Source organism: Corynebacterium sp. (genome assembly GCF_052107835.1).
GTDB lineage: Bacteria > Actinomycetota > Actinomycetes > Mycobacteriales > Mycobacteriaceae > Corynebacterium.
In genome coordinates this window covers 63,206-83,583 of sequence record NZ_JBQEDF010000009.1, presented here as the reverse complement: position 1 = coordinate 83,583, position 20,378 = coordinate 63,206, and the positions used below count along the sequence as shown (strand labels likewise).

Annotated in this window: 18 protein-coding genes and 1 pseudogene; 10 read left to right on the top strand and 9 right to left on the bottom strand. The window is 67.3% G+C overall.

Translation table 11 applies throughout. The features are described from left to right. Window positions 1-2: 2 nt before the first annotated feature. On the bottom strand, window positions 3-254 hold the full coding sequence (locus ACTIL2_RS04005; RefSeq protein ID WP_442336164.1) for a hypothetical protein: 252 nt from the start codon (window positions 252-254) through the stop codon (window positions 3-5). A 132-nt stretch (window positions 255-386) separates the two neighbouring features. On the opposite strand from ACTIL2_RS04005, the gene ACTIL2_RS04000 reads away from it, so the two are divergent. Further along, window positions 387-1,913 carry an alpha/beta fold hydrolase gene (locus ACTIL2_RS04000; protein WP_442336163.1) on the top strand — a complete coding sequence of 509 codons (1,527 nt, stop codon included), beginning with the start codon at window positions 387-389 and terminating at the stop codon, window positions 1,911-1,913. A 6-nt stretch (window positions 1,914-1,919) separates the two neighbouring features. Here the strand turns inward: ACTIL2_RS04000 and ACTIL2_RS03995 are convergent. From ACTIL2_RS03995 to ACTIL2_RS03975, 5 genes and pseudogenes are all read right to left on the bottom strand, one after another. After that, window positions 1,920-2,054, bottom strand: a pseudogene (locus tag ACTIL2_RS03995) (VapC toxin family PIN domain ribonuclease); the annotation flags it as partial. A 267-nt stretch (window positions 2,055-2,321) separates the two neighbouring features. After that, a complete protein-coding gene (gene budA / locus ACTIL2_RS03990) occupies window positions 2,322-3,053 on the bottom strand; it encodes an acetolactate decarboxylase (RefSeq protein ID WP_442336162.1) in 732 nt (243 codons plus the stop codon). A 168-nt stretch (window positions 3,054-3,221) separates the two neighbouring features. Beyond that, window positions 3,222-5,072 (bottom strand): phosphoenolpyruvate carboxykinase (GTP), encoded by a 1,851-nt coding sequence (locus ACTIL2_RS03985; protein ID WP_442336161.1) that lies wholly within the window; start codon window positions 5,070-5,072, stop codon window positions 3,222-3,224. Window positions 5,073-5,115: 43 nt separating this feature from the next. Then, complete coding sequence (locus ACTIL2_RS03980) at window positions 5,116-5,595, bottom strand: DUF6802 family protein (RefSeq protein WP_442336160.1); 480 nt, start codon at window positions 5,593-5,595, stop codon at window positions 5,116-5,118. After that, on the bottom strand, window positions 5,592-6,533 hold the full coding sequence (locus ACTIL2_RS03975; RefSeq protein ID WP_442336159.1) for a hypothetical protein: 942 nt from the start codon (window positions 6,531-6,533) through the stop codon (window positions 5,592-5,594). Before ACTIL2_RS03975 ends, ACTIL2_RS03980 begins: the two co-directional genes overlap by 4 nt. A 45-nt stretch (window positions 6,534-6,578) precedes the next feature. Between ACTIL2_RS03975 and trmB the strand changes: the two genes are divergently transcribed. The 5 genes from trmB to ACTIL2_RS03950 are packed head-to-tail and all read left to right on the top strand — an operon-like array spanning window position 6,579 to window position 12,273. After that, window positions 6,579-7,352: a tRNA (guanosine(46)-N7)-methyltransferase TrmB gene (gene trmB / locus ACTIL2_RS03970; RefSeq protein WP_442336158.1), complete on the top strand. Its 774-nt coding sequence runs from the start codon at window positions 6,579-6,581 to the stop codon at window positions 7,350-7,352. Next, window positions 7,349-7,975, top strand: a complete 627-nt coding sequence (locus tag ACTIL2_RS03965; protein WP_442336157.1) for an NYN domain-containing protein — start codon at window positions 7,349-7,351, stop codon at window positions 7,973-7,975. The genes trmB and ACTIL2_RS03965 overlap by 4 nt, the downstream gene beginning before the upstream one ends. Before the next feature lie 24 nt (window positions 7,976-7,999). Further along, window positions 8,000-10,408: an MMPL family transporter gene (locus ACTIL2_RS03960; protein WP_442336156.1), complete on the top strand. Its 2,409-nt coding sequence runs from the start codon at window positions 8,000-8,002 to the stop codon at window positions 10,406-10,408. An 8-nt stretch (window positions 10,409-10,416) separates the two neighbouring features. Continuing rightward, window positions 10,417-11,823, top strand: coding sequence for a lysylphosphatidylglycerol synthase transmembrane domain-containing protein (locus tag ACTIL2_RS03955; RefSeq protein WP_442336155.1), 1,407 nt, complete (start codon window positions 10,417-10,419; stop codon window positions 11,821-11,823). Between the two features lie 9 nt (window positions 11,824-11,832). After that, window positions 11,833-12,273, top strand: coding sequence for a DUF3054 domain-containing protein (locus ACTIL2_RS03950; protein ID WP_442336154.1), 441 nt, complete (start codon window positions 11,833-11,835; stop codon window positions 12,271-12,273). Here the strand turns inward: ACTIL2_RS03950 and ACTIL2_RS03945 are convergent. Then, on the bottom strand, window positions 12,249-13,163 hold the full coding sequence (locus ACTIL2_RS03945) for a LysR family transcriptional regulator (protein ID WP_442336153.1): 915 nt from the start codon (window positions 13,161-13,163) through the stop codon (window positions 12,249-12,251). The genes ACTIL2_RS03950 and ACTIL2_RS03945 overlap by 25 nt on opposite strands. A 79-nt stretch (window positions 13,164-13,242) precedes the next feature. Between ACTIL2_RS03945 and ACTIL2_RS03940 the strand changes: the two genes are divergently transcribed. From ACTIL2_RS03940 to ACTIL2_RS03930, 3 genes are all read left to right on the top strand, one after another. Next, window positions 13,243-14,529: an MFS transporter gene (locus ACTIL2_RS03940; RefSeq protein ID WP_442336152.1), complete on the top strand. Its 1,287-nt coding sequence runs from the start codon at window positions 13,243-13,245 to the stop codon at window positions 14,527-14,529. Window positions 14,530-14,709: 180 nt separating this feature from the next. After that, entirely contained in the window at window positions 14,710-15,279 is a 570-nt protein-coding gene (locus ACTIL2_RS03935) for a DUF6230 family protein (RefSeq protein ID WP_442336151.1), read from the top strand. Beyond that, the gene (locus tag ACTIL2_RS03930; protein WP_442336150.1) at window positions 15,279-16,778 is read left to right on the top strand and encodes a DUF6114 domain-containing protein; all 1,500 of its coding nucleotides are present in this window, start codon (window positions 15,279-15,281) and stop codon (window positions 16,776-16,778) included. Before ACTIL2_RS03935 ends, ACTIL2_RS03930 begins: the two co-directional genes overlap by 1 nt. Before the next feature lie 247 nt (window positions 16,779-17,025). Here ACTIL2_RS03930 and ACTIL2_RS03925 read toward each other — a convergent pair whose 3' ends face one another. Then, entirely contained in the window at window positions 17,026-17,877 is an 852-nt protein-coding gene (locus ACTIL2_RS03925) for a hypothetical protein (protein ID WP_442336149.1), read from the bottom strand. 325 nt (window positions 17,878-18,202) lie between these two features. On the opposite strand from ACTIL2_RS03925, the gene ACTIL2_RS03920 reads away from it, so the two are divergent. Further along, window positions 18,203-18,595, top strand: a complete 393-nt coding sequence (locus ACTIL2_RS03920) for a hypothetical protein (protein ID WP_442336148.1) — start codon at window positions 18,203-18,205, stop codon at window positions 18,593-18,595. 165 nt (window positions 18,596-18,760) lie between these two features. Here ACTIL2_RS03920 and ACTIL2_RS03915 read toward each other — a convergent pair whose 3' ends face one another. After that, window positions 18,761-20,377 carry an acyl-CoA carboxylase subunit beta gene (locus ACTIL2_RS03915; protein WP_442336147.1) on the bottom strand — a complete coding sequence of 539 codons (1,617 nt, stop codon included), beginning with the start codon at window positions 20,375-20,377 and terminating at the stop codon, window positions 18,761-18,763. Window position 20,378 lies beyond the last annotated feature (1 nt).

The window sequence follows — 20,378 nt, the reverse complement described above, 5'->3', positions numbered from 1 at the left end:
ACCTAGACCTGGTAACTGCGGACCCCGGCCTTCTCTGCCCCGTCCAGCTCCGCGCCGTGGGCTTCAACGACGCGGGCGAACTCCTCCCCGTCCGGCAGGGTTACCGAGATCGCCTTTCCGTCGAAATTCTGACCGGCCTTCACCTGGACGAGCGGTGTGCCCGCGCATGCCTGCACACGACCATCGAACACCATGTAGATGCCAAAGAGGCTCCTGACGATCCAGTCACTGTCCGCATCCACGACCAGCGCCATAAGCTATGGTCATTAGAGTAACTCTTCACGACGTTTTCAGGATTTATTATGCTCCTCCATACTCTCCAACGCGGTCACGCACGTATGACCGCGCCCGCCATCCTTGCAGCAGTCGCTGTCACAATCGGCGGCATGCCCGCCGCGACAGCGGGTACCGCCACCAACGAACAACCCCAGGCGTCCTCGGACATCACCTGGGAGGACTGCCCCGAACAGGTCACCGTCGACACCGCGGAATGCGGACGCATCGACGTCCCGATGTACCACGCGGAACCCGACGGTGATCAGATCTCCGTCGGTTTCGTCCGCGTCCCCGCGTCCGATCCGGAAGCACGCCGGGGCACCTTGTTTGCGGTGCCCGGTGGCCCCGGTGACGATGGCTATTCTCAAGTCGCCACTGAGGACTACCTCCTCGACTGGCCGGACGATATGAGAGCCGAATGGGACATGGTCGCCGTCCAACCCCGCGGGCTCGTCGGTTCCACCCCACTCGACTGCGACCACGAGCCTGTGGGCGTGGACCCCGTCACCGAGAACGGCGGATACCTCCAGGCGGCCTGTGAGATCGGAACCCCCGGGTACACGGATTCGCTGAACACCTCGGAAAATGCCGATGACATCGACGCCGTCCGTGCCGCTCTGGGCGAGGAGAAGATCTCCATGATGGGTGTCAGCTACGGTTCCCATCTCGGTTCAACCTACGCCACGAAGTATCCCGAGCGCGTCGACAAACTCGTCCTCGACTCCGGTTTCGACACAGACCGCGCATGGTCGGGCGTTGCCGATGACCAGACCGGCGGATACACCGGTGCGCTCCACGACTTCGCCGAATGGGCCGCCGAGAACAATGACACCTACGGCCTTGGCGAGACCCCGTTGGAGGTCTACCAGTCCTGGTCACGAGTGGTCGTGGAAGAATCCGGAACGAATCCGACCGTCGTCCCACCGCCCGCGGAAGTCGGCGATCTTCCCCCGGGACTGCAGTGGGCCGGGCAGCCCGCGGCGGATGTCCTCACTGCCGCAGGTGAACCACGGGCACGGATCGAGAACCTCCTCCGCATGGCCACCACGCCCGGAGCCCAACAGTCCAGGTCGGTCATCATCGATGCGACCGCGCGTACCCTCCCCCAACCTGATAGCTGGGGCGAACTCGCCCTTCTCGTCAACGACACCCTGGAGGCTCCCACCGTCGAGGAAGTCGAGGAGCAACAGCAGAACGCCGACCCGGATACCAACATCCCCGCCTACATGAACGCAATGATCCGCTGCAACGAGAACCAGGTTGGCCCGGATTACCTCCGGATTCCCGAGGCACTCTGGAACGCCGAGGTCGAACAGGATCCGTTCTCCCTAACCGGTGACCTGGCGATGTCCGGCATCATGTGCTCCGGCATCGAACCGGACGCCCCCTTCGTCGACATCGACGGTTCCGCGTTGGACACCCAGCCACTCCAGATCCAGGGCACCGGAGACCCGCAGACGGTTTACAGCACCTACAAGCCCATGGCCGAGGCGATGGGCAGCCACGTGATCACCGTGGACGGCCCCGGCCACGCCCAGGTCGGCGTCGGCAACGAGGTCGTCGACGATGCCGTGGTGGAGTACCTGAGGGAGGGACGCACCGACGTGACGTCCGCACCCTCGCGTCCTGTGGGGTGAGTGACGTCAGAAGTCGCCGGACAGTCGCTCGACTGGCCGCCCGGTGGCCTCGGCGATAAGTTCGAAGTCCTTGTCCACGTGCAGGACGGTGTAGCCGCCGGATTCAGCGACTGCGGCAATGAGGAGGTCCGGAACTTTCACCGCTCGGTGATGCCAGGACTCCGCCACTCCAGGCCTTCTTCATAAGGACGTTGTCCAACACGTCCCGAGCCAGCTCGAGGGACCGGAACAAGTCGCCCTTCGTCATTCTCGGCCGGTCAGACTCTTCGGCATGGCGCGCAATCTTCCTGGTTTCCCGGCGCATGTACTCACCTCCGGGAGATCCCCATCCGAGCAGCGTACCGGTCAATGGCCTTGATGTTCTCAGGGTCAACGTTGCGGATCAGTCGGTCGTGTCATCACGTGACATCACTTCTTCACCTCGGTGGTGTGCAGCTGGTCGTCGAGGTCCTCCGGATCCAGGTTCGCATCCGAGAACGCTGAGGTCAGGGGTAGGCGCAGGTCCAGGTCCGTGCCCGGGCACAGCTCGATCTTGCCCTCGGACAGGGTGAAGTCCAGGACGTGGCCGCCGATCGTCCGGTCATCGTCGATGAAGTGCACGTGGCAGCCGGGCACCGAGATACCCTTCTCGAAGATCGGGGTGCGGAATCCGGCGATCACACCGGAGACATCGGTGAACCGTTGCTCGGCATCATCACCCACGGCCTCGGTCATCGGAGGGTACGGCTTCTCCTGCCGCACCACGGTCCGGGTGGTGACCAGGGTGAAGTGCCCGGTGATGCGGACGGCGTACATGTAGTTCGCCGAGGGGGTCATCTCGTCGATGAAGTTCGACAGGTCCGCCCGCCGGATGTTCTCCGGGGCGCGGCGCCGGATCCGGGGGACGAAGTTCGTCGCCACCGCGTAGGGGCTGCGCGCGTCCAGGTCAGCGCGGGTGGCGGTGCCGTCGTGACGCAGCTGGTAGCAGGTACCGTCGATGATCACCATCTCACCGTCGAGGGCGTCGAAGGTCCCCAATCCGAAGTTTCCCTTGCCCAGGAGCTCGCCGACGCTCATCTCACCGTCGTAGATGCCGTCGAGCAACGCGGTCATCAGCGAGTTCTGGAAGATCGTGTGCCGGGTGACGGGTGAATCGTTCATGGTCCCCAGCCTACGGGGACCGCACCGACCCGGATACCCGGAGAGATGCACCCCACACCGTCCCCCGTCCCCCACCCCGGCATATTGGCGCCCAGGGTTGGTCGCGGGGCGTGAAAACACCCCTGGGCGCCAATATGCCGACGGTTGCCGACGGCAGGACAAAGCGACCTACGCGTCAGCCTTCTCGGCGGCCTTGGCTGCGGTGACCCGCTTCTTCAGGGCGCGGAACTGCTCCCAGACCTCCTCGGGCACCTTCGGCCCCAGGAAGGTGAGGTACTCGTCATTGTCCTCGATGTCGCTGGCCCACTGCTCCGGAGGCGCGGTCAGGGAGGTGCGGATGTCCTCCTCCGGCTCCGTGACACCCTCGAGGTCCAGGTCCTCGTAGCGGGCGGTGTGGCCGACCACGGTCTCGTCGGCGTCGACCTGGCCCTCGATGCGCTCCACGATCCACTTGAGCACGCGGCTGTTCTCGCCGAAGCCGGGCCACAGGAAACGGCCGTCGTCGCCGCGGCGGAACCAGTTCACCAGGAACACGGCCGGCAGCTCGCCGCCGAGCTCATCGGCCTTCTTGCCGACGTTGATCCAGTGCTGCAGGTACTCACCGGCGTTGTAGCCGATGAACGGCAGCATGGCCATCGGGTCGTGGCGCAGGGTACCGACGGAACCCTCCTGGGCGGCGGTCTGGCCGGAGGCCATCAGCGCACCGACCATGGTGGCGTGGTTCCAGTCGTAGGTCTGGGTGACCAGCGGGACGGTGTCGGCACGGCGGCCACCGAACAGGATGGCGTCGACCTTGACACCCTTCCAGTCGTCGAACTCGGGGGCGGCGGTCGGGCACTGTGCCAGCGGCACGCAGTAGCGCGAGTTCGGGTGGGCGGCCTTGTCGTCGGAGTCGGGCGTCCAGTCGTTGCCCTTCCAGTCGATGAGGTGATCGGGGGCCTCGCCGCCGATGCCCTCCCACCAGACGTCGCCGTCGTCGGTCAGGGCGACGTTGGTGTACAGGGTGTTCCCGACATCCATGGTCTCCATGGCGATCGGGTTGGAGGAACGGCTGGTGCCCGGCGCGACGCCGAAGAAGCCGTTCTCCGGGTTCACGGCGTAGAGCTGGCCGTCCTCACGGAACTTCATCCAGGCGATGTCGTCACCGACGACCTCCGCCTTCCAGCCCGGGATGGTCGGCGTGATCATCGCGAGGTTGGTCTTGCCGCAGGCTGACGGGAAGGCGCCGAGGATGTGGTAGTCCTTGCCCTCCGGGCTGGTCAGCTTGAGGATCAGCATGTGCTCGGCGAGCCAGCCCTCCTCCTTGGCCATGACGGAGGCGATGCGCAGCGCGTAGCACTTCTTGGCCAGGATGGCGTTTCCGCCGTAGCCGGAGCCGAAGGACCAGATCTCCTTGGAGTCGGGGAACTGGGTGATGTACTTGGTGGGGTTGCAGGGCCACGCGACGTCTTCCTCGCCGGGCTCCAGCGGGGCGCCGACGCTGTGCAGGCAGCGCACGAAATCGCCGTCGTCACCGATCTTGTCGAGGGCCTCGGAACCCATGCGGGTCATGATGCCCATCGACAGCACCACGTAGGCGGAGTCGGTGAGCTGCACACCCAGCTTCGGCTCCGGGTCGGAGATGGGGCCCATGCAGAACGGCACGACGTACATCGTGCGGCCCTTCATGGAGCCTTCGAAGTGCTCGGTCATCTCGGACTTCATCGCGGCCGGCGGCGCCCAGTTGTTGGTCGGGCCGGCACCCTCCTCCTTCTCGGAGCAGATGAAGGTGCGGGACTCCACGCGGGCGACGTCCGCCGGGTTGGACCGGGCGAGGAAGCTGTTGGGGCGCTTCTCCTCGTTGAGCTTGATGATCGTCCCGGCATCCACGAGTTCACCGGTCAGCCGGTCCCACTCCTCACGGGAACCGTCGACGAACACCACGCTCTCCGGCTGGAAAAGCTCCACGGCGTCCGCGATCCACGAAAGCAGTTCCTCGTTCTTGGTGGGGGGCTGGCCGGCGAGACCGGGGATGGTCATGAGTGCTCCTGAGGGTGAGTCTGGGTATGCGTTACCCCCCAGACTAACCCCACTTCCCCCGGTCCACACATTCCCAGCCGACCGTGTTCCAGTTGTCGATTCCGTTTCCGGGGGTGGCCGGGGGGACCACTCCCCCGGTCCCCCTCCCTTCCCTGGGGTTTCCCGCGATCCCGCTGTTGTCTGGTTCGCCGTGTGAACCATTCAATGTGATTGACGACACACTGGATTCGCCCGCCATACTGGCCTGCAGACGCCACGCGGACCACCCTCCGTCGAAGGTGACGACCGACATGTAGTCCACGAGTCCGTCACCGTCGGTGTCCGAGCAGATCGTCATGCCGCTGTCGTCGGTGAGGGTCACGGACTCCTCCACACCCGGGACATCCGCGGACGCCGGCAGTGCGTAGGAGACCCCGTCGAGATCGAGCAGCAAGCCGTCGCCGGGCAGCATCCCCTCCGTCCCTTCCGCCGGTTCCAGTCCCTGCGCCCCGGGCAGGCCGTCCCAGCTGTCCCAGTCGGTCATGCCGGCACCCCCACCCGCGCGCCCGGGCCGCCGAGCGGGCCGAGCGTGTCCGCGACAGCCGGGACGTCCAGCCGTGCGACGACCTCCGTCACCGTGGCCGCCCAGTGCCGCCGCAGTGCCGCTGCCCTGCGGGACGCGTCCTGCGTCCTGCGCGCCGAACGCTGCGTCCACCACCGCGCCGCGAACGTTCCCGCCGCCACGGGGACGCCAACTGCCGCGCCCAGCACCGGCGAACCCGCCATCCTGGCCACCGCAGCGGTCACGGCCAGGCCCGCCCCCACCGACGCCATCGCCGTCACCGCGCCCGCCTGACGTCCTCCGGCCGGCGACGGGGCGGGACTCTGCCCCGCAGGGTCGATCGCCGACACGTCCGCCACCGGGAGGTGGGGCATCTCCACGCCCTGCTCCAGGACGGCGACGCTGATCCTCGCCCGGAACCCGGCGTCCAACACAGCGGCATCCCCGGGGCCGACCTCCACACCGGATCCCGGGGATCCCCCGAGCAGTTCGGTGGCGATGCGTTCCGCGGCCAGACGGACGGCGATACGCACCCGGTCGAGCCGGTCCGCGTCCGCACGCCGGGCGTCCGACGTCCATCTGCCCACATCAACCCACATGCCCTGGAGCGTGTCCCGCAGCGCGTCGATGCCGGACCCGACCGTGCCGGACCAACGGCAGACGACGACACCGGGTTCGTCGATCACCGGACTGCCCCCGGTATAGAGGACGCACACGCCCATCGCGTCACGCACGGCGCGCACCACACCGGCGTCCTCCCCGCCGCCGTCACCGGCGACGACGGCGACAACACCGTCCGCCTCACCCGGCCCGGCCCCGGCCACGAAGCGGTGCGGACCACCCTGACCTCCACCCCGCAACCCCGATGCGACCTGCTCGACCACTGCCGCATCGGGTCCGACCACGGATACAACTGCCATGACTGTCCCCCTCGGTAATTCCCTGTACCGCTGTGTTCTGCCACAATGTCAGGGATGTCTAACTCCGATAATTCCCCCGCAGAGCGGTCGGGTGGCCGCGGTCGCCCCCTGCAGACCCAGTTTAACGACGGACGCGACTATCCGCGACTGGGTAGCTTCAGTTTCCGTCGCGGCACCCTGACCGACAACCAGGAGTCACTGTGGGAGGAGAACTGGCCGAGGCTCGGTATCGAGCTCACCGATGACCGCACCGACCCCATTGACCTCGACGAATGGTTCGCACGCCCCGGCCACGACACCATCGTCGAGGTCGGGTCCGGCACCGGTACGTCCACCGCGGCCATGGCGCCGCTGGAGGAGGACACCAACGTCGTCGCCGTCGAGATCTACCGCCCGGGGCTCGCGAAACTGCTCGGCGCGGTCGTCCGCGCAGGCATCGGGAACGTCCGCATGGTCAAGGGGGACGGCGTGGAGGTGCTCCAGCGCCTGTTCGCGCCCGGGAGTCTGGCGGGGGTGCGCATTTTCTTCCCCGATCCGTGGCCGAAGGCGCGTCACCACAAGCGACGCATCATCCAGACCGGTACGCTGCACCTCATCGCGTCCCGTCTGCGACCCGGCGGCATCCTGCACGTGGCCACCGACCACGCGGACTACGCTGAATGGATCGAGGAACTGGTCACCGCCGAGGACGACCTGGAGTACCTCGGCTGGCCGGCGGAGGTCCCCGTCCTCACCGACCGGCAGATCATCACCAAGTTCGAGGGCAAGGGCCTGGACAAGGAGCACACCATCCGCGAGTACCTCTGGAGACGACGATGAGCGCGAGCAGTACCGACGCACCGGGCACCCCGGTCTACCTGCTGGTCTGGGATGCCCCGAACATCGACATGGGTCTCGGATCCATCCTCGGCGGGCGCCCCGACACCGCGCACCGGCCACGCTTCGACGCGGTCGGCCGCTGGTTGATCGGACTCGCCGAGGACGCAGACGGTGGCCCTGCCCCCGAGGCGACCGTGTTCACCAACGTCGCGCCCGGCGCCGCCAACCAGCTCCGCGGCTGGGTGGACGCCCTGCGCAACGTCGGTTTCGCGGTCTTCGCCAAGCCGAAGCTCACGGAAAGCTCCGACGTCGACCCGGACATGATCGACCACATCACACGGCGCCGGGACGAAGGCGTCCTCGCCGGTGTCGTGGTCGCCAGCGCCGACGGCCAGAACTTCCGCGAACTCCTCGAGGAGCTCGACGACTCGATCCCGGTCACCGTCCTCGGCTTCCGCGAGCACACGCACTGGGCCGTGGACAGCGACACCCTGGACTTCGTCGACCTGGAGGACATCCCGGACGTCTTCCGCGCCCCGCTGCCCCGCGTCAGCCTCGACTCCCTGCCGGACGAGGGTGCCTGGCTGCAGCCCTTCCGATCCCTCTCCGACCTCATCCGCTGACCCTGAACCGCTGAAAGGAGCCTCGTGTTCACCACGTGGGGCGACATCGCCTTCCGATTCCGCCGGATCATTCCGGCGGTCATCATCCTGCTCATCGCGGTGCTCTACCTGGGGCTCGGAACCCAGCTGGGCGACCGGATGAGCCAGGAGGGGTGGGACGACCCCAACAGCGACTCCACCAGGGCCGCCCAGATCGAGCAGGAGACCTTCGGACGCGACGACGCCGGCGACGCCGTCGTCCTCGTCCACAGCGACGGCGGCGGTGACGGTGCTGACCTGCGTGATCCCGCGCTCCAGGAGAACGTCACCAGCCAGCTCAACGCCGTCGCGACGGCGAACCAGGATGCCGTCTCCGGGGTGACCAGCTTCTTCGAGACCAACCAGGACCAGATGATCACCGAGGACGCGCAGGACGGCTCCCAGTCCGCGTTCGCCGCGATCAGCCTGCAGGGCACCGAGGACGAGGTCCTGAAGAACTTCCGGGTCATCGAGGACGACCTGCACAACATCAGCGTGGACGGCGCGACCGTGGAGATCGGCGGCGCCACCGCCGTCGCCGGGGCACTGGACTCCGGCATGGCCGACGACATCTCGCGGGCCGAGCTCATCGGTCTCCCCGTCGTCGCCCTGCTGCTCCTGGTGATCTTCGGCAGCGTGGTCGCCGCCTGCATGCCGCTGATCGTCGGCGTGCTCTCCATCCTGGGGTCGATGGGCATCCTGTCGTTCCTGGCGGGCGTCACCCAGGTCAACACCTTCTCCCAGTCGGTGGTGACGATCCTCGGTCTGGGCCTGGCCATCGACTACGGGTTGTTCATGGTCTCCCGGTTCCGCGAGGAACTCGCCGAGGGGGCGGACACCAGGACGGCGGTACGCAACACCACGGCCTCGGCGGGCAAGACCGTGGTGTTCTCCGCGCTGATGGTCGCCGTCGCCCTGTCCAGCCTGCTGATGTTCCCGCAGGCCTTCCTGAAGTCCGTGGCCTACGGGGCGATCTCCGCGGTAGGGCTCGCAGCGCTGATCAGCGTGGCCGTCCTGCCGAGCATCTTCGCGATGATCGGCCCGAACATCGACAGACTCACGATCTTCCGCCGTGGCCGCACCCGCGACGCCACCGTGCACTCCTGGTGGGGGAGGATCCCCACCTTCGCGATGAAGCACGCCAAGCTGATGGTGGTGGGCATCGTGGGCCTGCTGATCGTGCTGACCATCCCGATGACCGGAATGAAGTTCGGCGGCATCAACGAAAGCTACCTGCCGCCGGACAATGACACCCGGGTGGCGCAGAACGAGTTCGACGACGCGTTCCCGGAGTTCCGCACCGAACCGGTGAAACTGGTCGTCTCCGGCGACAACGCCGCCGTCGGTGAGGTCTACCAGCAGGCCAATGCCGTCGAGGGCCTCACCGGCGACTTCCAGGTGTCCCGCCCCACCCAGGACGGGGTGACCGTCCTGTCCGCCGGCATTGCCGACCGGGACGACAACGAGGACATCGTCACGGAGCTCCGCGGCATCGAGGGCAGTATCTCCGCCGACGCCGAGGTACTGGTCGCCGGCACCCCGGCGATGGAGGTCGAGTCACTGGAGGCGTTGTTCGACCAGCTGCCGTGGATGCTGCTGTACATCATCGCGGTGACCTTCATCCTGCTGTCGCTGATCTTCGGCTCGGTGATCCTGCCGGCCAAGGCGGTGATCATGAACATCCTGGGCACCGGCGCGACGCTCGGCATCCTGACACTGCTGTTCGTCGACGGTGTCGGGGCAGACCTGTTCAACTTCTCGCCCGGCCCGCTGATGAGCCCGGTGCTGGTACTGATCGTGGCGATCATCTACGGTCTGTCCACGGACTACGAGGTGTTCCTGGTGTCCAGGATGGTGGAGGCCAGGGCCCACGGGGCCTCCACGGCACGCGCGATCAGGTTCGGGACGGCGACGACCGGCGGCATCATCACCGCCGCGGCGCTGATCATGATCGTTGTCGCCGGGGCGTTCGCGTTCTCCGACATCGTGATGATGAAGTACATCGCCTTCGGCATGATCGCGGCATTGATCATCGATGCCACGATCATCCGCATGCTGCTGGTGCCCGCGGTGATGTACCTGCTGCGTGAGGACTGCTGGTGGGCCCCGAAGTGGATCACCAGGCTGTCGCAGAAGATCGGGCACAACGAACGGCTCGAGGGCTTCAGCTCGACGGAGACGGAAGCCGCGCCGGCGGAACCCGCGATGGCGGGGGCGTCCGCGGTCCAGTCACGCGGCCCGGTACCCGAACCCGCAGCCGGATCGGACGACACAGTCAGCCCGGACACCGCGGGCGGCTCGGACAGCTCGGACGGCCCACGCGGGGCGCACAGCGGCGAGTCCGCGTCCATCCCCTTCGATGAACTGATGCGGCGTCTGGAGCGCGAGCGTCCCGACCGGAAGAAGGGGGACTGACGCCCGCGATGACCACCCCCAGCGCCCCTCACAACTCCGCCAGCGGCACCGGCCGCTCCACATGGCGGACCATCCTCCAGTGGCTCAAGGACCCCCGCGTCCGCGCACTGATCACACTGGCCCTGCTGGCTGTCATTATCTTCCTCGCCCGTGACCACTACCACTTCCTCGAGGAGGGGTGGGAGGCCATGCTCCAGGCGAACAACTGGTACATCCTCGCCGCCGTCGTGGCCATGGGACTGTCCATGGTGGCCCAGGCCGAGGTGATCGTGGTCCTGCTGCGGTCGGCGGACGTCCCGGTGAAGCGCACCAGCGCCAACGCCCTGGCGCTGTCCGCGAACGCCTGGTCGTCCTCCTTCCCCGGCGGTCCCGCCATCTCGGCGGCGATGATCTTCCGCGAGCAGATGAAGTGGGGCGCGTCCGCCGTCGTCGCCAGCTGGTACATGGTGATCTCCGGGGCACTCTCCGGGGCGGGCATGGCCATCCTGGGTTTCGGCGCGGTGTTCTTCCTGCAGGCCAACGTCCACATATTCTCGCTGACCCTGTCGATCATCGGCCTCGCCGCGCTGACCCTGGCGGCGAACTGGGTCGCCCACCACCCGGACAAGGTCAAGGCGTGGCTGCTGAAGGTCGTGACCTGGTTCAACAGGAAGCGCCACAAGCCCGAGGACCGGTTCCACGAGCAGGTCAGCGGGTTTGCGTCCCAGCTGCAGGCGGTCGACCTGACACCGAAACGGCTCGGCTACTCCATCCTGCTCTCCCTGTTCAACTGGCTGTTCGAGATCCTCTGCCTGTTCCTCTGCATCATGGCGATCGGGGCCGAGCCGAACATCGCCGGCGCAGTGATCGCCTTCATCACCGCCAAACTCGTCGGCCAGGCGCAGATCACGCCGGGGGGCCTCGGCCCTGTGGACATCATGCTCACAGGAATGTTGGTGGGGACGGCGGGACTGTCCTCCGGCCAGGCCTTCGCCGCGGTGATCGTGTTCCGGATGATCAGCTTCGTGCTGCTGACCATCATCGGCTGGCTGGTGTTCCTCTGGACGTTCGTCCGCGCCGAGGAGGCCGAGCGAAACTCCGACGACACCTCCGGCGACGACCGGCAGTCGGGCTCGTCCACGTACGGACGCACCAGCCAGGGGCCGACCGTCCGGCAGATCACCGACGGCACCGCGGCCCGGAGGATGTACGGGCCCACAGCGCAGGACGCACCCCGCGACGTGCCGGATCCCCCGGAGATCCCGCCCTACCCGGGGTCCCGCAACTCGTGGGGTCACCCGAACTCCGGGTCCACGGACTCCGGGTCCACGGAATCCGGCGACTCCTGGGGCGGCGGCGCGTCCGACGGTCCGGGCACGCCCGGTGACCAGGAAACGCCCCCCGGTGGGGAACCCGATGGCCAGCCCGGCACCTAGGATGGACGCATGACTGACGACCGCGACACCGCAGACCGTGCCGAGCCGGCCCTCCCCCACGAGCCGGCCGGCGTCTTCTCGACCACCGCGGGCGTGGGCTCCACGGTCGCCCTGGTTCTCGACGCCATCGCCGTCCTGGTCTTCGCGCTGCTCGGTAAACTCATGCACAGCGGTGACGGGGGCTTCACCCTCGGCGGCTGGCTGCAGACCGCCTGGCCGTTCCTCCTCGGACTGGCCGTCGCCTGGGGACTTCTCTACGCGGGCAAGCTCCGGCGTGCCCCCGGGACGGGCGTGCTCATCCTGCTCTCGACATGGTTCATCGGCATCGTGGTGCGCAGCATCATCAACCTCTCGGTGGCCTGGGGCTTCGTGGTGACCTCGCTGATCTTCCTCGGCATCCTGCTCATCGGCTGGCGTGCCATCGCCTACCTGGTCACGCGTTCCCGCTGACGCTCCCCCGGGCCTCTCCTGCCCTCCACGAACTCCAGGAAGGCGGCGACCGGGGGGACGAGCTCCGCACCGGACTCCCACACGATGCCCAGTTCACGTGACCGTGTGGTCGCCAACGGCACCACCGCCATACCCGGCAACCGCAGGTTCGGGTCATCCAACGGCAGCAGTGCCACCCCCAGACCGGCGGTCACCAGACCCGCGACGGTGGTCAGCTCCATCGACTCGAACACCAGCCTCGGCCGGAAACCCGCGTCCGCGGCGAGTTCGTCGAGCAGCAGGCGCGTGCCGTAGCCCTCGAGCATCGCCACGAACGGCTCACCCGCGGCCTCGGCGAAGTCGATGGTGTCCCGTTCGGCCCACCGGTGGTTGGACGGCACCGCCAGCCCCAGGCGTTGCTCGTCGAGTTCCACCCACTCCACCTGGCCGTCCCGGATCTGGGCGTCGGGACGCGGCCCGACCAGCGCCAGGTCCGCGCGCCCCGCGAGCACCTGGTCGATGAGGTCGAGCGCAGCGCCCTGCACCAGGTCGAACCGGACGGTGGGGTGGGTGGTGCGGTAGCTCCGCAGAAGGTCAGGGACCAACCACGTCCCCAGCGAATGCATGAAGGCCAGCCGGACGGAGCCCCGCTCCGGGTCGACCATGCGCTGGACCTCCTCCACGCCGGCGTGCCAGGTGGCGCGGGTGCGGGACGCGGCGTCGGCGAGGACGGCACCGCGGTGGTTCAGGACGAGGTGCCGTCCGTGCCGGTCAAAGAGGGCCGTCCCCACCCTGCGCTCCAGTTTCGCCAGTCGGCGGGACAGGGCGGACTGGCTGATGCCGGTGGCCAGGGAGGTGTCGACCATGTTGCCGGTGTCGGCGAGGTCGATGAACCAGTCGAGGTCGGTCATGTTACCTATGCTCCAATCGGGACACAGTGACTACCTTAATGCATTTTGAGACACAACGGGGTCCGGCGAGGATGGGGGCATGACAGAGACCACCGCGGACAACACAGGTCAGCCGGACACCACCGGGCAGCCGGAACGTACCGGACAGCCGGAACGTACCGGACTCGGCCCGGGCGACCCCGGCTACCGGCGCATCATGGTCGCCGCGGCCACCGCCGGACTGGCCAGTTTCAATGCCATGTACCTCACCCAGGCGCTCCTGCCGTCACTGCACGACGGGCTCGGTGTCTCGCCCAGCACCGCCGCACTGACGGTCTCCGCGCTGACCGGCATGCTCGCGCTCGCCGTCGTCCCGGTCAGCGTCCTGTCCGAGCGGTTCGGGCGGCGGCGCGTCCTGCAGGTATCCGTTCTCACCGCCACCGCACTGAGCCTGCTCCTCGCCCTGGCGCCGGGCATCGAGTCGATGATCGTGCTGCGCGCGGTCCAGGGCATCGCGGTGGCCGGGGTGCCGGCCGTCATGATGACCTTCCTGTCCGAGGAGATCCGCGGCAACCACCTGGGCCGGGTCATGGGACTCTACATCGCCGGGACCACGCTCGGTGGACTGCTGGGACGCCTGGTGCCGTCCAGCGTGCTGGGCGTCACCGACTGGCGCGGTGCCGTCCTGGCCGGCGGCCTGGTGGCGTTCGTCCTGGCGGTGGTGTGCGCGTGGGCACTGCCACCGCAGCGCAACTTCACACCGAAGAAGATCACCCTCCGCCACGAGATCAGCGCCATGCGGCGGCACTGGCGCACCCCGTCCCTGGCAGCCCTGTTCATCCTTCCGTTCCTGATGATGGGCACCTTCGTCTCCCTCTACAACTACCTCGGGTTCCGGCTGACCGGGGAGTTCGGGCTCACCGAAGTCCTCGCCGGGATGGTGTTCATCCTGTACCTCTCGGGGACGTGGTCCTCGGCACGGGCGGGGATGCTCGTGGAGAAGTACGGGGCGGGACGCGTCCTGATCCTGAGCACCATCCTGGCGACGGTGGGCCTGCTGCTCGCCCTGGTGCCGAACCTCGCCGTGACCATCGTGGGCGTGCTGGTCTACACCGCGAGTTTCTTCGCCGTGCACTCCACCGCGTCCACCCTGGTCGGGCAGCTCGCCGACCGGGACCGGGCCGAAGCATCCTCCACCTACGTGATGAGCTACTACCTGGGGTCATCGGTGGTCGGGTGGCTGGCCGGGTACGTGTTCCACGCCGGCTGGGCACCGCTGATCGGCGTGCTCGTCGCGCTGCAGATCGCCGCCCTGGCACTGTGCGTGGTGTCCGTCCGGGCCGCGGGACGCCGCGAACGGCGCAGAACGCCACACCGGACGCCGTGAAACCGCCCGGAATCGCCCTCCGGCGACCTGCGCATATACGGGCAGGGGCAATCTAGGTCACAAAAATATCCCCATTCTTTCCAGAAAACAGTTGCCGGGGGATACGATGACCGTCAGACAGCTTCACATTCACTGACAGAGGGTCGCCGCACGTGCCCCCTCACCAACGGAGGAACGAACATGGGACACATCAAGGGTAAGCGGTTCGCCGGCGTTATGGCCGTCGGCCTGCTCGCCACGGCCGGCGTCGGCGTCGCAATGGCCCAGGGTGGCCTGTCCGCCAACCTGGCCCTGTCCAACACCATCTTCGACCAGACGGTTTCCGGGCTCGACGGAACCGGTGTCTCCATCTACGGCGGAGTCGACAACCAGCACGACGGCGACACCGCCGTCTCGAAGCTGAAGTTCGAGGACGCGACCGTCACCGACCTGTGCATGGCCGCTCCGCTGTCCCTGCCCGGCGTCGGCGACAAGAAGTTCCAGATGCTGGTGCCCGGCGACGGCTTCACCGCCGACAACCTGGTCATCGGCGCCCCCGGCCTCAATGGTGGCATGACCCTGGACAAGCCGCAGATCGGTGTGGACGCCAGCCAGCTCGACGATGAGGCCGAGGCCGGCTCCTGGGGCATCTCCGCCGACGCCATCCACGCCTTCGACCAGGTCATCAAGGCCACCTCCATCAGCGCCGACCAGCTCACCGCCGCCGGTTCCAAGGTCTCCATCGTTGATGCGGACGAGAGTGAGTGCTGATGCCTGACGATTCCACCACGCCCAAGGGCGTGAACGGGGATCAGGGCGCGACGTCCGGTGACGATGACACGCAGGTCATCGACACACAGAAGGAATCTGACCCGTCGACGGACGATGCCGCCGGATCCCGGTCCGAGAAGCTGGAGAAGCAGAACCGCCGCTTCACCACGTGGCGCAGGGGTCGGCCGTTCACCGCCGGCCTGCTGATGATGCTCGCCGGGATCGTGATCATGGTCCCGACCTACCTGGACTTCACGATCTCCAACATCCAGATCCAGATCTCCTCGATGGGTGGCGTGTCCACCCTGGTCATCGGCATCCTGCTGGTGACCTGCGGCATCATGACCTGGTTCCGTGGCGAAGGACGCATCTTCGCCGGTGTCGCCGCGATCATCCTGGCCATCCTGGCGCTGTGGCAGTCCAACTTCGGCGGCTTCGGTGTCGGACTGATCCTCGGCCTGGTCGGTGGTGCCCTGGCGCTCGCCTGGGACCCGCAGCCGAAGGCCGAGTACAAGACCGAGAAGGCCGAGCGCAAGGCCGCCAAGAAGGCGAAGAAGCAGGCCAAGAAGGAGGGCAAGGCGGCGAAAGCCGGGAAGTCCGGCGCCAAGTCCGTGATCGCGGTGACGGCCGCCCTGGCCGTCGGCGTCGGCATCCAGTCGCCGCAGGCCCGTGCCCAGATCCCCGGCCTGCCGGAGCTCGACGTCCCGGACATCGAGCTGCCGCAGTTCCCGGACCCCGGTCAAGGCGACGGCAACGGTGACGGGAATGACGGCGGCGAGGGCAACGGCGGCGAGAACAACTCGCCGAACACCCCCCGACTGCCGAACCTCCCCCGTCCAGAGCTCCCGGATCTTCCGGACCTGCCTGACCTTCCGGAACCGCCGGAGCTCGACATCGACGGCAATCGACTGCAGGGCGACCTGGACCGCACCCTTGAGGATCTCGGCGTCGAGATCCCCGGCCTGAACGTGGCACCGCCGGAGCCTGTCCCCGGCATGCAGCTGCCGAACGGCAACACGTTCACCATCCAGTCGGATGCCACGGCGATGACCCCGAACATGAAGATGTCCTACGTCACCGTCGATACGATGCAGGGGCCGAAGAAGTCGCTGCGGATCGACTCCGACCAGACGATCCTTGAGAACCTCAAGGTGCAGTTCCCCAACGCTGTCGGCACCGACAAGATGCAGGACACCCTGGGTGACACCAGCACGCTGACCGGCAATTTCCACATCTTCGTGAAGAAGCTGACGATGAAGTTGGAGTTGCTCGGCCAGGACACCATGATCCCCATCACCATCGATGCGGACTGGGCGCCGGACGACATCGCCGCCGAGCTCGCGAAGGTCGGCGTGGGCCTGCCGGACCTGCTCTCGGGCGAGACCCGGGTGCTGGACGGCCGGATGGAGACCTACCTGGTCATGGCCGACAAGATGGAGTTCCCGACCAACGAGATCAAGGACTGGGAGGATACCGGCCCCTACCACGCGGTGGACTGACCGGCTGTCTGGTCCGACTCCCCCACGTTCTCTCCTCCCCGAGCCCCGGTTGCACACCGCAACCGGGGCTTTCTCCGCGCCTGGCTTCCTGGTTCGTCCCACGGGATCCGCGGGACTATCACACTGTCAGCGATTTTCATTACGCTTCCGCAGTGCCCTGACCTGCACGTCTCAAAGTATGGGAACTGCCGAAGGTGTGAAACTCGAACGGGTGGAGTCGCTGGCCGACGGCTCGTCCTCCGCCTCCCTACGACCGCGGTGCCGACCGGCCCCGGCAGATCCGTATCCCGTCCTGCAGTGTCTCCGCCAACAGGTCCAGGTCACGCAGGTGACCGTGGGTGACCCGTAGGACGTGCCACCCCAGGTTCGCCAGACTGGTGTTCACCAGGGAGTCGCGGTCCCGCCGTCCCGCCGCCAGGTGTGCGGACCCGTCGTACTGCAGCGCCAGCTTCAGCCCAGGATGACCCAGATCCAGCCGGGCGACGATGCGTCCTGCCCCTGCGTCCCCACCGTGGACGGGATCGGACACCGACCCGTCGCCGTGCACGACCAGCTGCGAGATGAAGCCAGGGAACAACCGGCCCACGAGCAGGCGCATCATGGTCTCCATCGGCGACTCCGCCCCCTGGTCGCACAGTTTCACCAACCTGCGCAGTCTGGCCGTGTCCGTCTGGTTCAGGCATGCGTCCGGCCATGCGCCCGGGGGCACGTCGAACACCTGGCTCACCGCATCGATCAACTGCACCACGCGAACCTCACTGTCAGGCAGCCCCGTCCCAGGCAACACATTCCAGCGATGCTCCCCACGTGCCAGGGAGCGAAGACAGTCGGCCAGCGCGAGTACCGGCGGCACCATCATCAGTTCCGGACACCAGGGGTCGGGCCGGTAGACCGTCACCCCGGCGTGGACCCCCTGGTTCCGGCGCCGGGTCACGTCACCGCGGTGACTGGCCAGTCGTGGGCGCCCGCCGGACAGCACGCATGTATCCGCGTCATCGCAGAAGTACGTCAACCCCCATCCCGCCAAGGCACTCCACCCGGTCGCCACCCACCCCGGATGCTCCAGCGCGATCTTCCTGATCCGCGACACGGCCCCCATGTCGTACCCGATGCCGCGGGGATGCTGTTGACTTCCGTACCTCACCTCGTCGGGTGGGCGAAAGGCTTCGTCCGGGATCCATAATCCGTCACGCTCCGTGAAACCCGGGAGCGGATCCTCCGTTGCATGCTCACCCGCATAATGCTCCGGCGTTCCCGGCGCCCGGATGCTGCGGAAAGTGGCGGGTGTACCCACTCTTCCTGTGATGTACCCGTCCAACCCCGCACCCATGTAGGCCATGGTTTCCCTCCCGGTCCCCGTGTCAGTGCACCTGATCATAACGGGATTCCGGCGGTACGGGTGCCGAAATGGTAGCTTCGCCACCATGTCCGACCCCGACCCCCTTGTCACGCTCCTCATCGCCCCGGCCGACGAAGCACGGGTGATGGACGCGATCCGTTCAGAACTCGACCGGGTCGACGATGGGCCGACCGCGGATTCCGCGGGCCTGGAGCTGGTCGACACGGAGGACGACCCGGATCTCCGCAGGCAGTGGGGTCACGAACATCCGGACGAGCCGGTCGGCGATCGCCGGGTCCGCGAGATCGTCGGCCGTGTTTCCGGGCGGAACAGGCAGCTGGTGGGTGAGACGATCATCAATGTCATCTGCCCGCACGCCCGGTACGAAGACGAGTCCCTCGACGCCGGACGGGCGTTCACGCCGACACCCGACGAGTTCCCCTGGTCGTGCCACACCTACCTCTGGGAGGAGCCCTGAGATAGGTGTCTGTCAGATTTTCACACTGTCAGCGATTTTCATTACGCGTCCGCAGCGCCCTGACCTGCACGTCTCACTATGTGGAAATCGCAGAGGGTGTGAAAATCGGCGGGGCGGGGCGGGGCGGGTTGGAGCGCAGCGGGCAGCGGGCAGCGGGACGCCAAGCTACATCGGCATGATCGTGTGCTTCTTGGCCGGCTCCACGACCTGCTTGTCCCGCAGCAGACGCAGCGACTGCCGCAGGCGCAGCCGGGTCTGTGACGGGTCGATGACCTCGTCGATGTAACCCCGCTCGGCGGCGACGTACGGACTGGTCATGTTCGCGTTGTAGAAGTCCATGAAGGTCTTCTTCGCCGCCGGGCGCTGCTCCTCCGGCAGCGCGGCCAGCTGGCGGCCCTGGATCATCACCGCGGCACCCTCGGCGCCCATCACGGCGATCTGCGAGGTCGGCCACGCCAGGTTCACGTCCGCACCGAGGTTCTTCGACCCCATCACCGCGTAGCCGCCGCCGAAGGCCTTGCGGATCACCACGGTCATCTTCGGCACAGTGGCCTCGACGATGGCGAAGCCGAGCTTCGCGCCGCGGTGGATCAGACCGAGCTTCTCCTGCTCCGCACCGGGCAGGTAGCCGGGGGTGTCCACCACGTAGACCAGCGGCACCTCGTAGGCGTCGCAGATCCGGATGAACCGGGACGCCTTGTCGGCCGCCTCGGCGTCCAGGCACCCGGCCAGCGACATCGGCTGGTTCGCCACCACACCGACCGGCCGACCGTCGATCCGGGCGAAGCCGGTGATGATGTTCTGCCCGTAGTCCGGCTGGACCTCCAGGAAGTCCTCGTCGTCGAAGATGCGGGTCAGGACGTCCATCATGTCGTAGCCGGCGTTGGGGTCGTCGGGGATCAGGTCGGCGAGTTCGGCGTCCCGCTCCGTCGGCGCGTCCGACGGTGCGGGGTGCAGCGGCGTGGACTCGAAGGCACTGGTCGGCAGGTGCGCGAGCAATTCACGGACGTAGCCGAATGCGTCGTCCTCGTCGGCGCCGACGTACTGGATGTTGCCGTTGGCGGCCTGGACGCGTGCACCGCCGAGGTCCTGCATGGAGATCTTCTCGCCGGTGACGGACTCGATGATTTGCGGACCGGTGACGAACATCGTCGTCTGCTCCTCCACCGCGACCAGGAAGTCGGTGGTCGCCGGGGCGTACACGGCACCGCCGGCGCAGTTGCCGAGCAGGATGGAGATCTGCGGCGACTGGCCCGACAGCGGCAGTTGGCGCCGGGAGATCTCCGAGTACATCGCCAGGGACATCACGGCATCCTGGATGCGGGCGCCACCGGAGTCGTTGATGCCGATGACGGGGCAGCCGATGCGGGTGGCGAAGTCCATGACCTCGCAGACCTTGTTGCCGAATGTCTCGCCGACGGACCCGCCGTACACGGTCTTGTCGTGGGCGTAGACGGCGACGGGGCGTCCGTCGATCCGTCCGTAGCCGGTCACCACACCGTCGCCGTAGGGGGCGTCCTCCACCCCGGGGGTACGCCCCAGCGCACCGATCTCAGTGAAGGAGCCCTCGTCGAGCAGCGCGTCGATGCGCTGCCGCGGGGTGCTGCGTCCTTCGGCGTCCCGCTTCTCCCGGGCGCGCTCGCTGCCGGGATCGAGGGACTCCTCCAACCTGGAGTGCAGGTCGTCGAGCTTCTCGGCGGTCGACCGTCCGGTGCCGGGCGCGTGGTGGTCCGCGGAGGCGTCCACATCCCCGAACCAGGGGTTCTCCGGTGTTCCTGTCATG

Excerpts from the sequence above, each read along its gene's own strand:
- ACTIL2_RS03935 (WP_442336151.1), top strand. The coding sequence starts at position 14,710 with ATGGGACACATCAAGGGTAAGCGGTTCGCCGGCGTTATGGCCGTCGGC.
- ACTIL2_RS03955 (WP_442336155.1), top strand. The coding sequence starts at position 10,417 with ATGACCACCCCCAGCGCCCCTCACAACTCCGCCAGCGGCACCGGCCGC.
- ACTIL2_RS03950 (WP_442336154.1), top strand. The coding sequence starts at position 11,833 with ATGACTGACGACCGCGACACCGCAGACCGTGCCGAGCCGGCCCTCCCC.
- ACTIL2_RS03965 (WP_442336157.1), top strand. The coding sequence starts at position 7,349 with ATGAGCGCGAGCAGTACCGACGCACCGGGCACCCCGGTCTACCTGCTG.
- ACTIL2_RS03920 (WP_442336148.1), top strand. The coding sequence starts at position 18,203 with ATGTCCGACCCCGACCCCCTTGTCACGCTCCTCATCGCCCCGGCCGAC.
- ACTIL2_RS03985 (WP_442336161.1), bottom strand. The coding sequence starts at position 5,072 with ATGACCATCCCCGGTCTCGCCGGCCAGCCCCCCACCAAGAACGAGGAA.
- ACTIL2_RS03925 (WP_442336149.1), bottom strand. The coding sequence starts at position 17,877 with ATGGGGGCCGTGTCGCGGATCAGGAAGATCGCGCTGGAGCATCCGGGG.
- ACTIL2_RS03975 (WP_442336159.1), bottom strand. The coding sequence starts at position 6,533 with ATGGCAGTTGTATCCGTGGTCGGACCCGATGCGGCAGTGGTCGAGCAG.
- ACTIL2_RS03945 (WP_442336153.1), bottom strand. The coding sequence starts at position 13,163 with ATGACCGACCTCGACTGGTTCATCGACCTCGCCGACACCGGCAACATG.
- ACTIL2_RS03930 (WP_442336150.1), top strand. The coding sequence starts at position 15,279 with ATGCCTGACGATTCCACCACGCCCAAGGGCGTGAACGGGGATCAGGGC.
- ACTIL2_RS03940 (WP_442336152.1), top strand. The coding sequence starts at position 13,243 with ATGACAGAGACCACCGCGGACAACACAGGTCAGCCGGACACCACCGGG.
- trmB (WP_442336158.1), top strand. The coding sequence starts at position 6,579 with ATGTCAGGGATGTCTAACTCCGATAATTCCCCCGCAGAGCGGTCGGGT.
- ACTIL2_RS03915 (WP_442336147.1), bottom strand. The coding sequence starts at position 20,377 with ATGACAGGAACACCGGAGAACCCCTGGTTCGGGGATGTGGACGCCTCC.
- budA (WP_442336162.1), bottom strand. The coding sequence starts at position 3,053 with ATGAACGATTCACCCGTCACCCGGCACACGATCTTCCAGAACTCGCTG.
- ACTIL2_RS04005 (WP_442336164.1), bottom strand. The coding sequence starts at position 254 with ATGGCGCTGGTCGTGGATGCGGACAGTGACTGGATCGTCAGGAGCCTC.
- ACTIL2_RS03980 (WP_442336160.1), bottom strand. The coding sequence starts at position 5,595 with ATGACCGACTGGGACAGCTGGGACGGCCTGCCCGGGGCGCAGGGACTG.
- ACTIL2_RS04000 (WP_442336163.1), top strand. The coding sequence starts at position 387 with ATGCCCGCCGCGACAGCGGGTACCGCCACCAACGAACAACCCCAGGCG.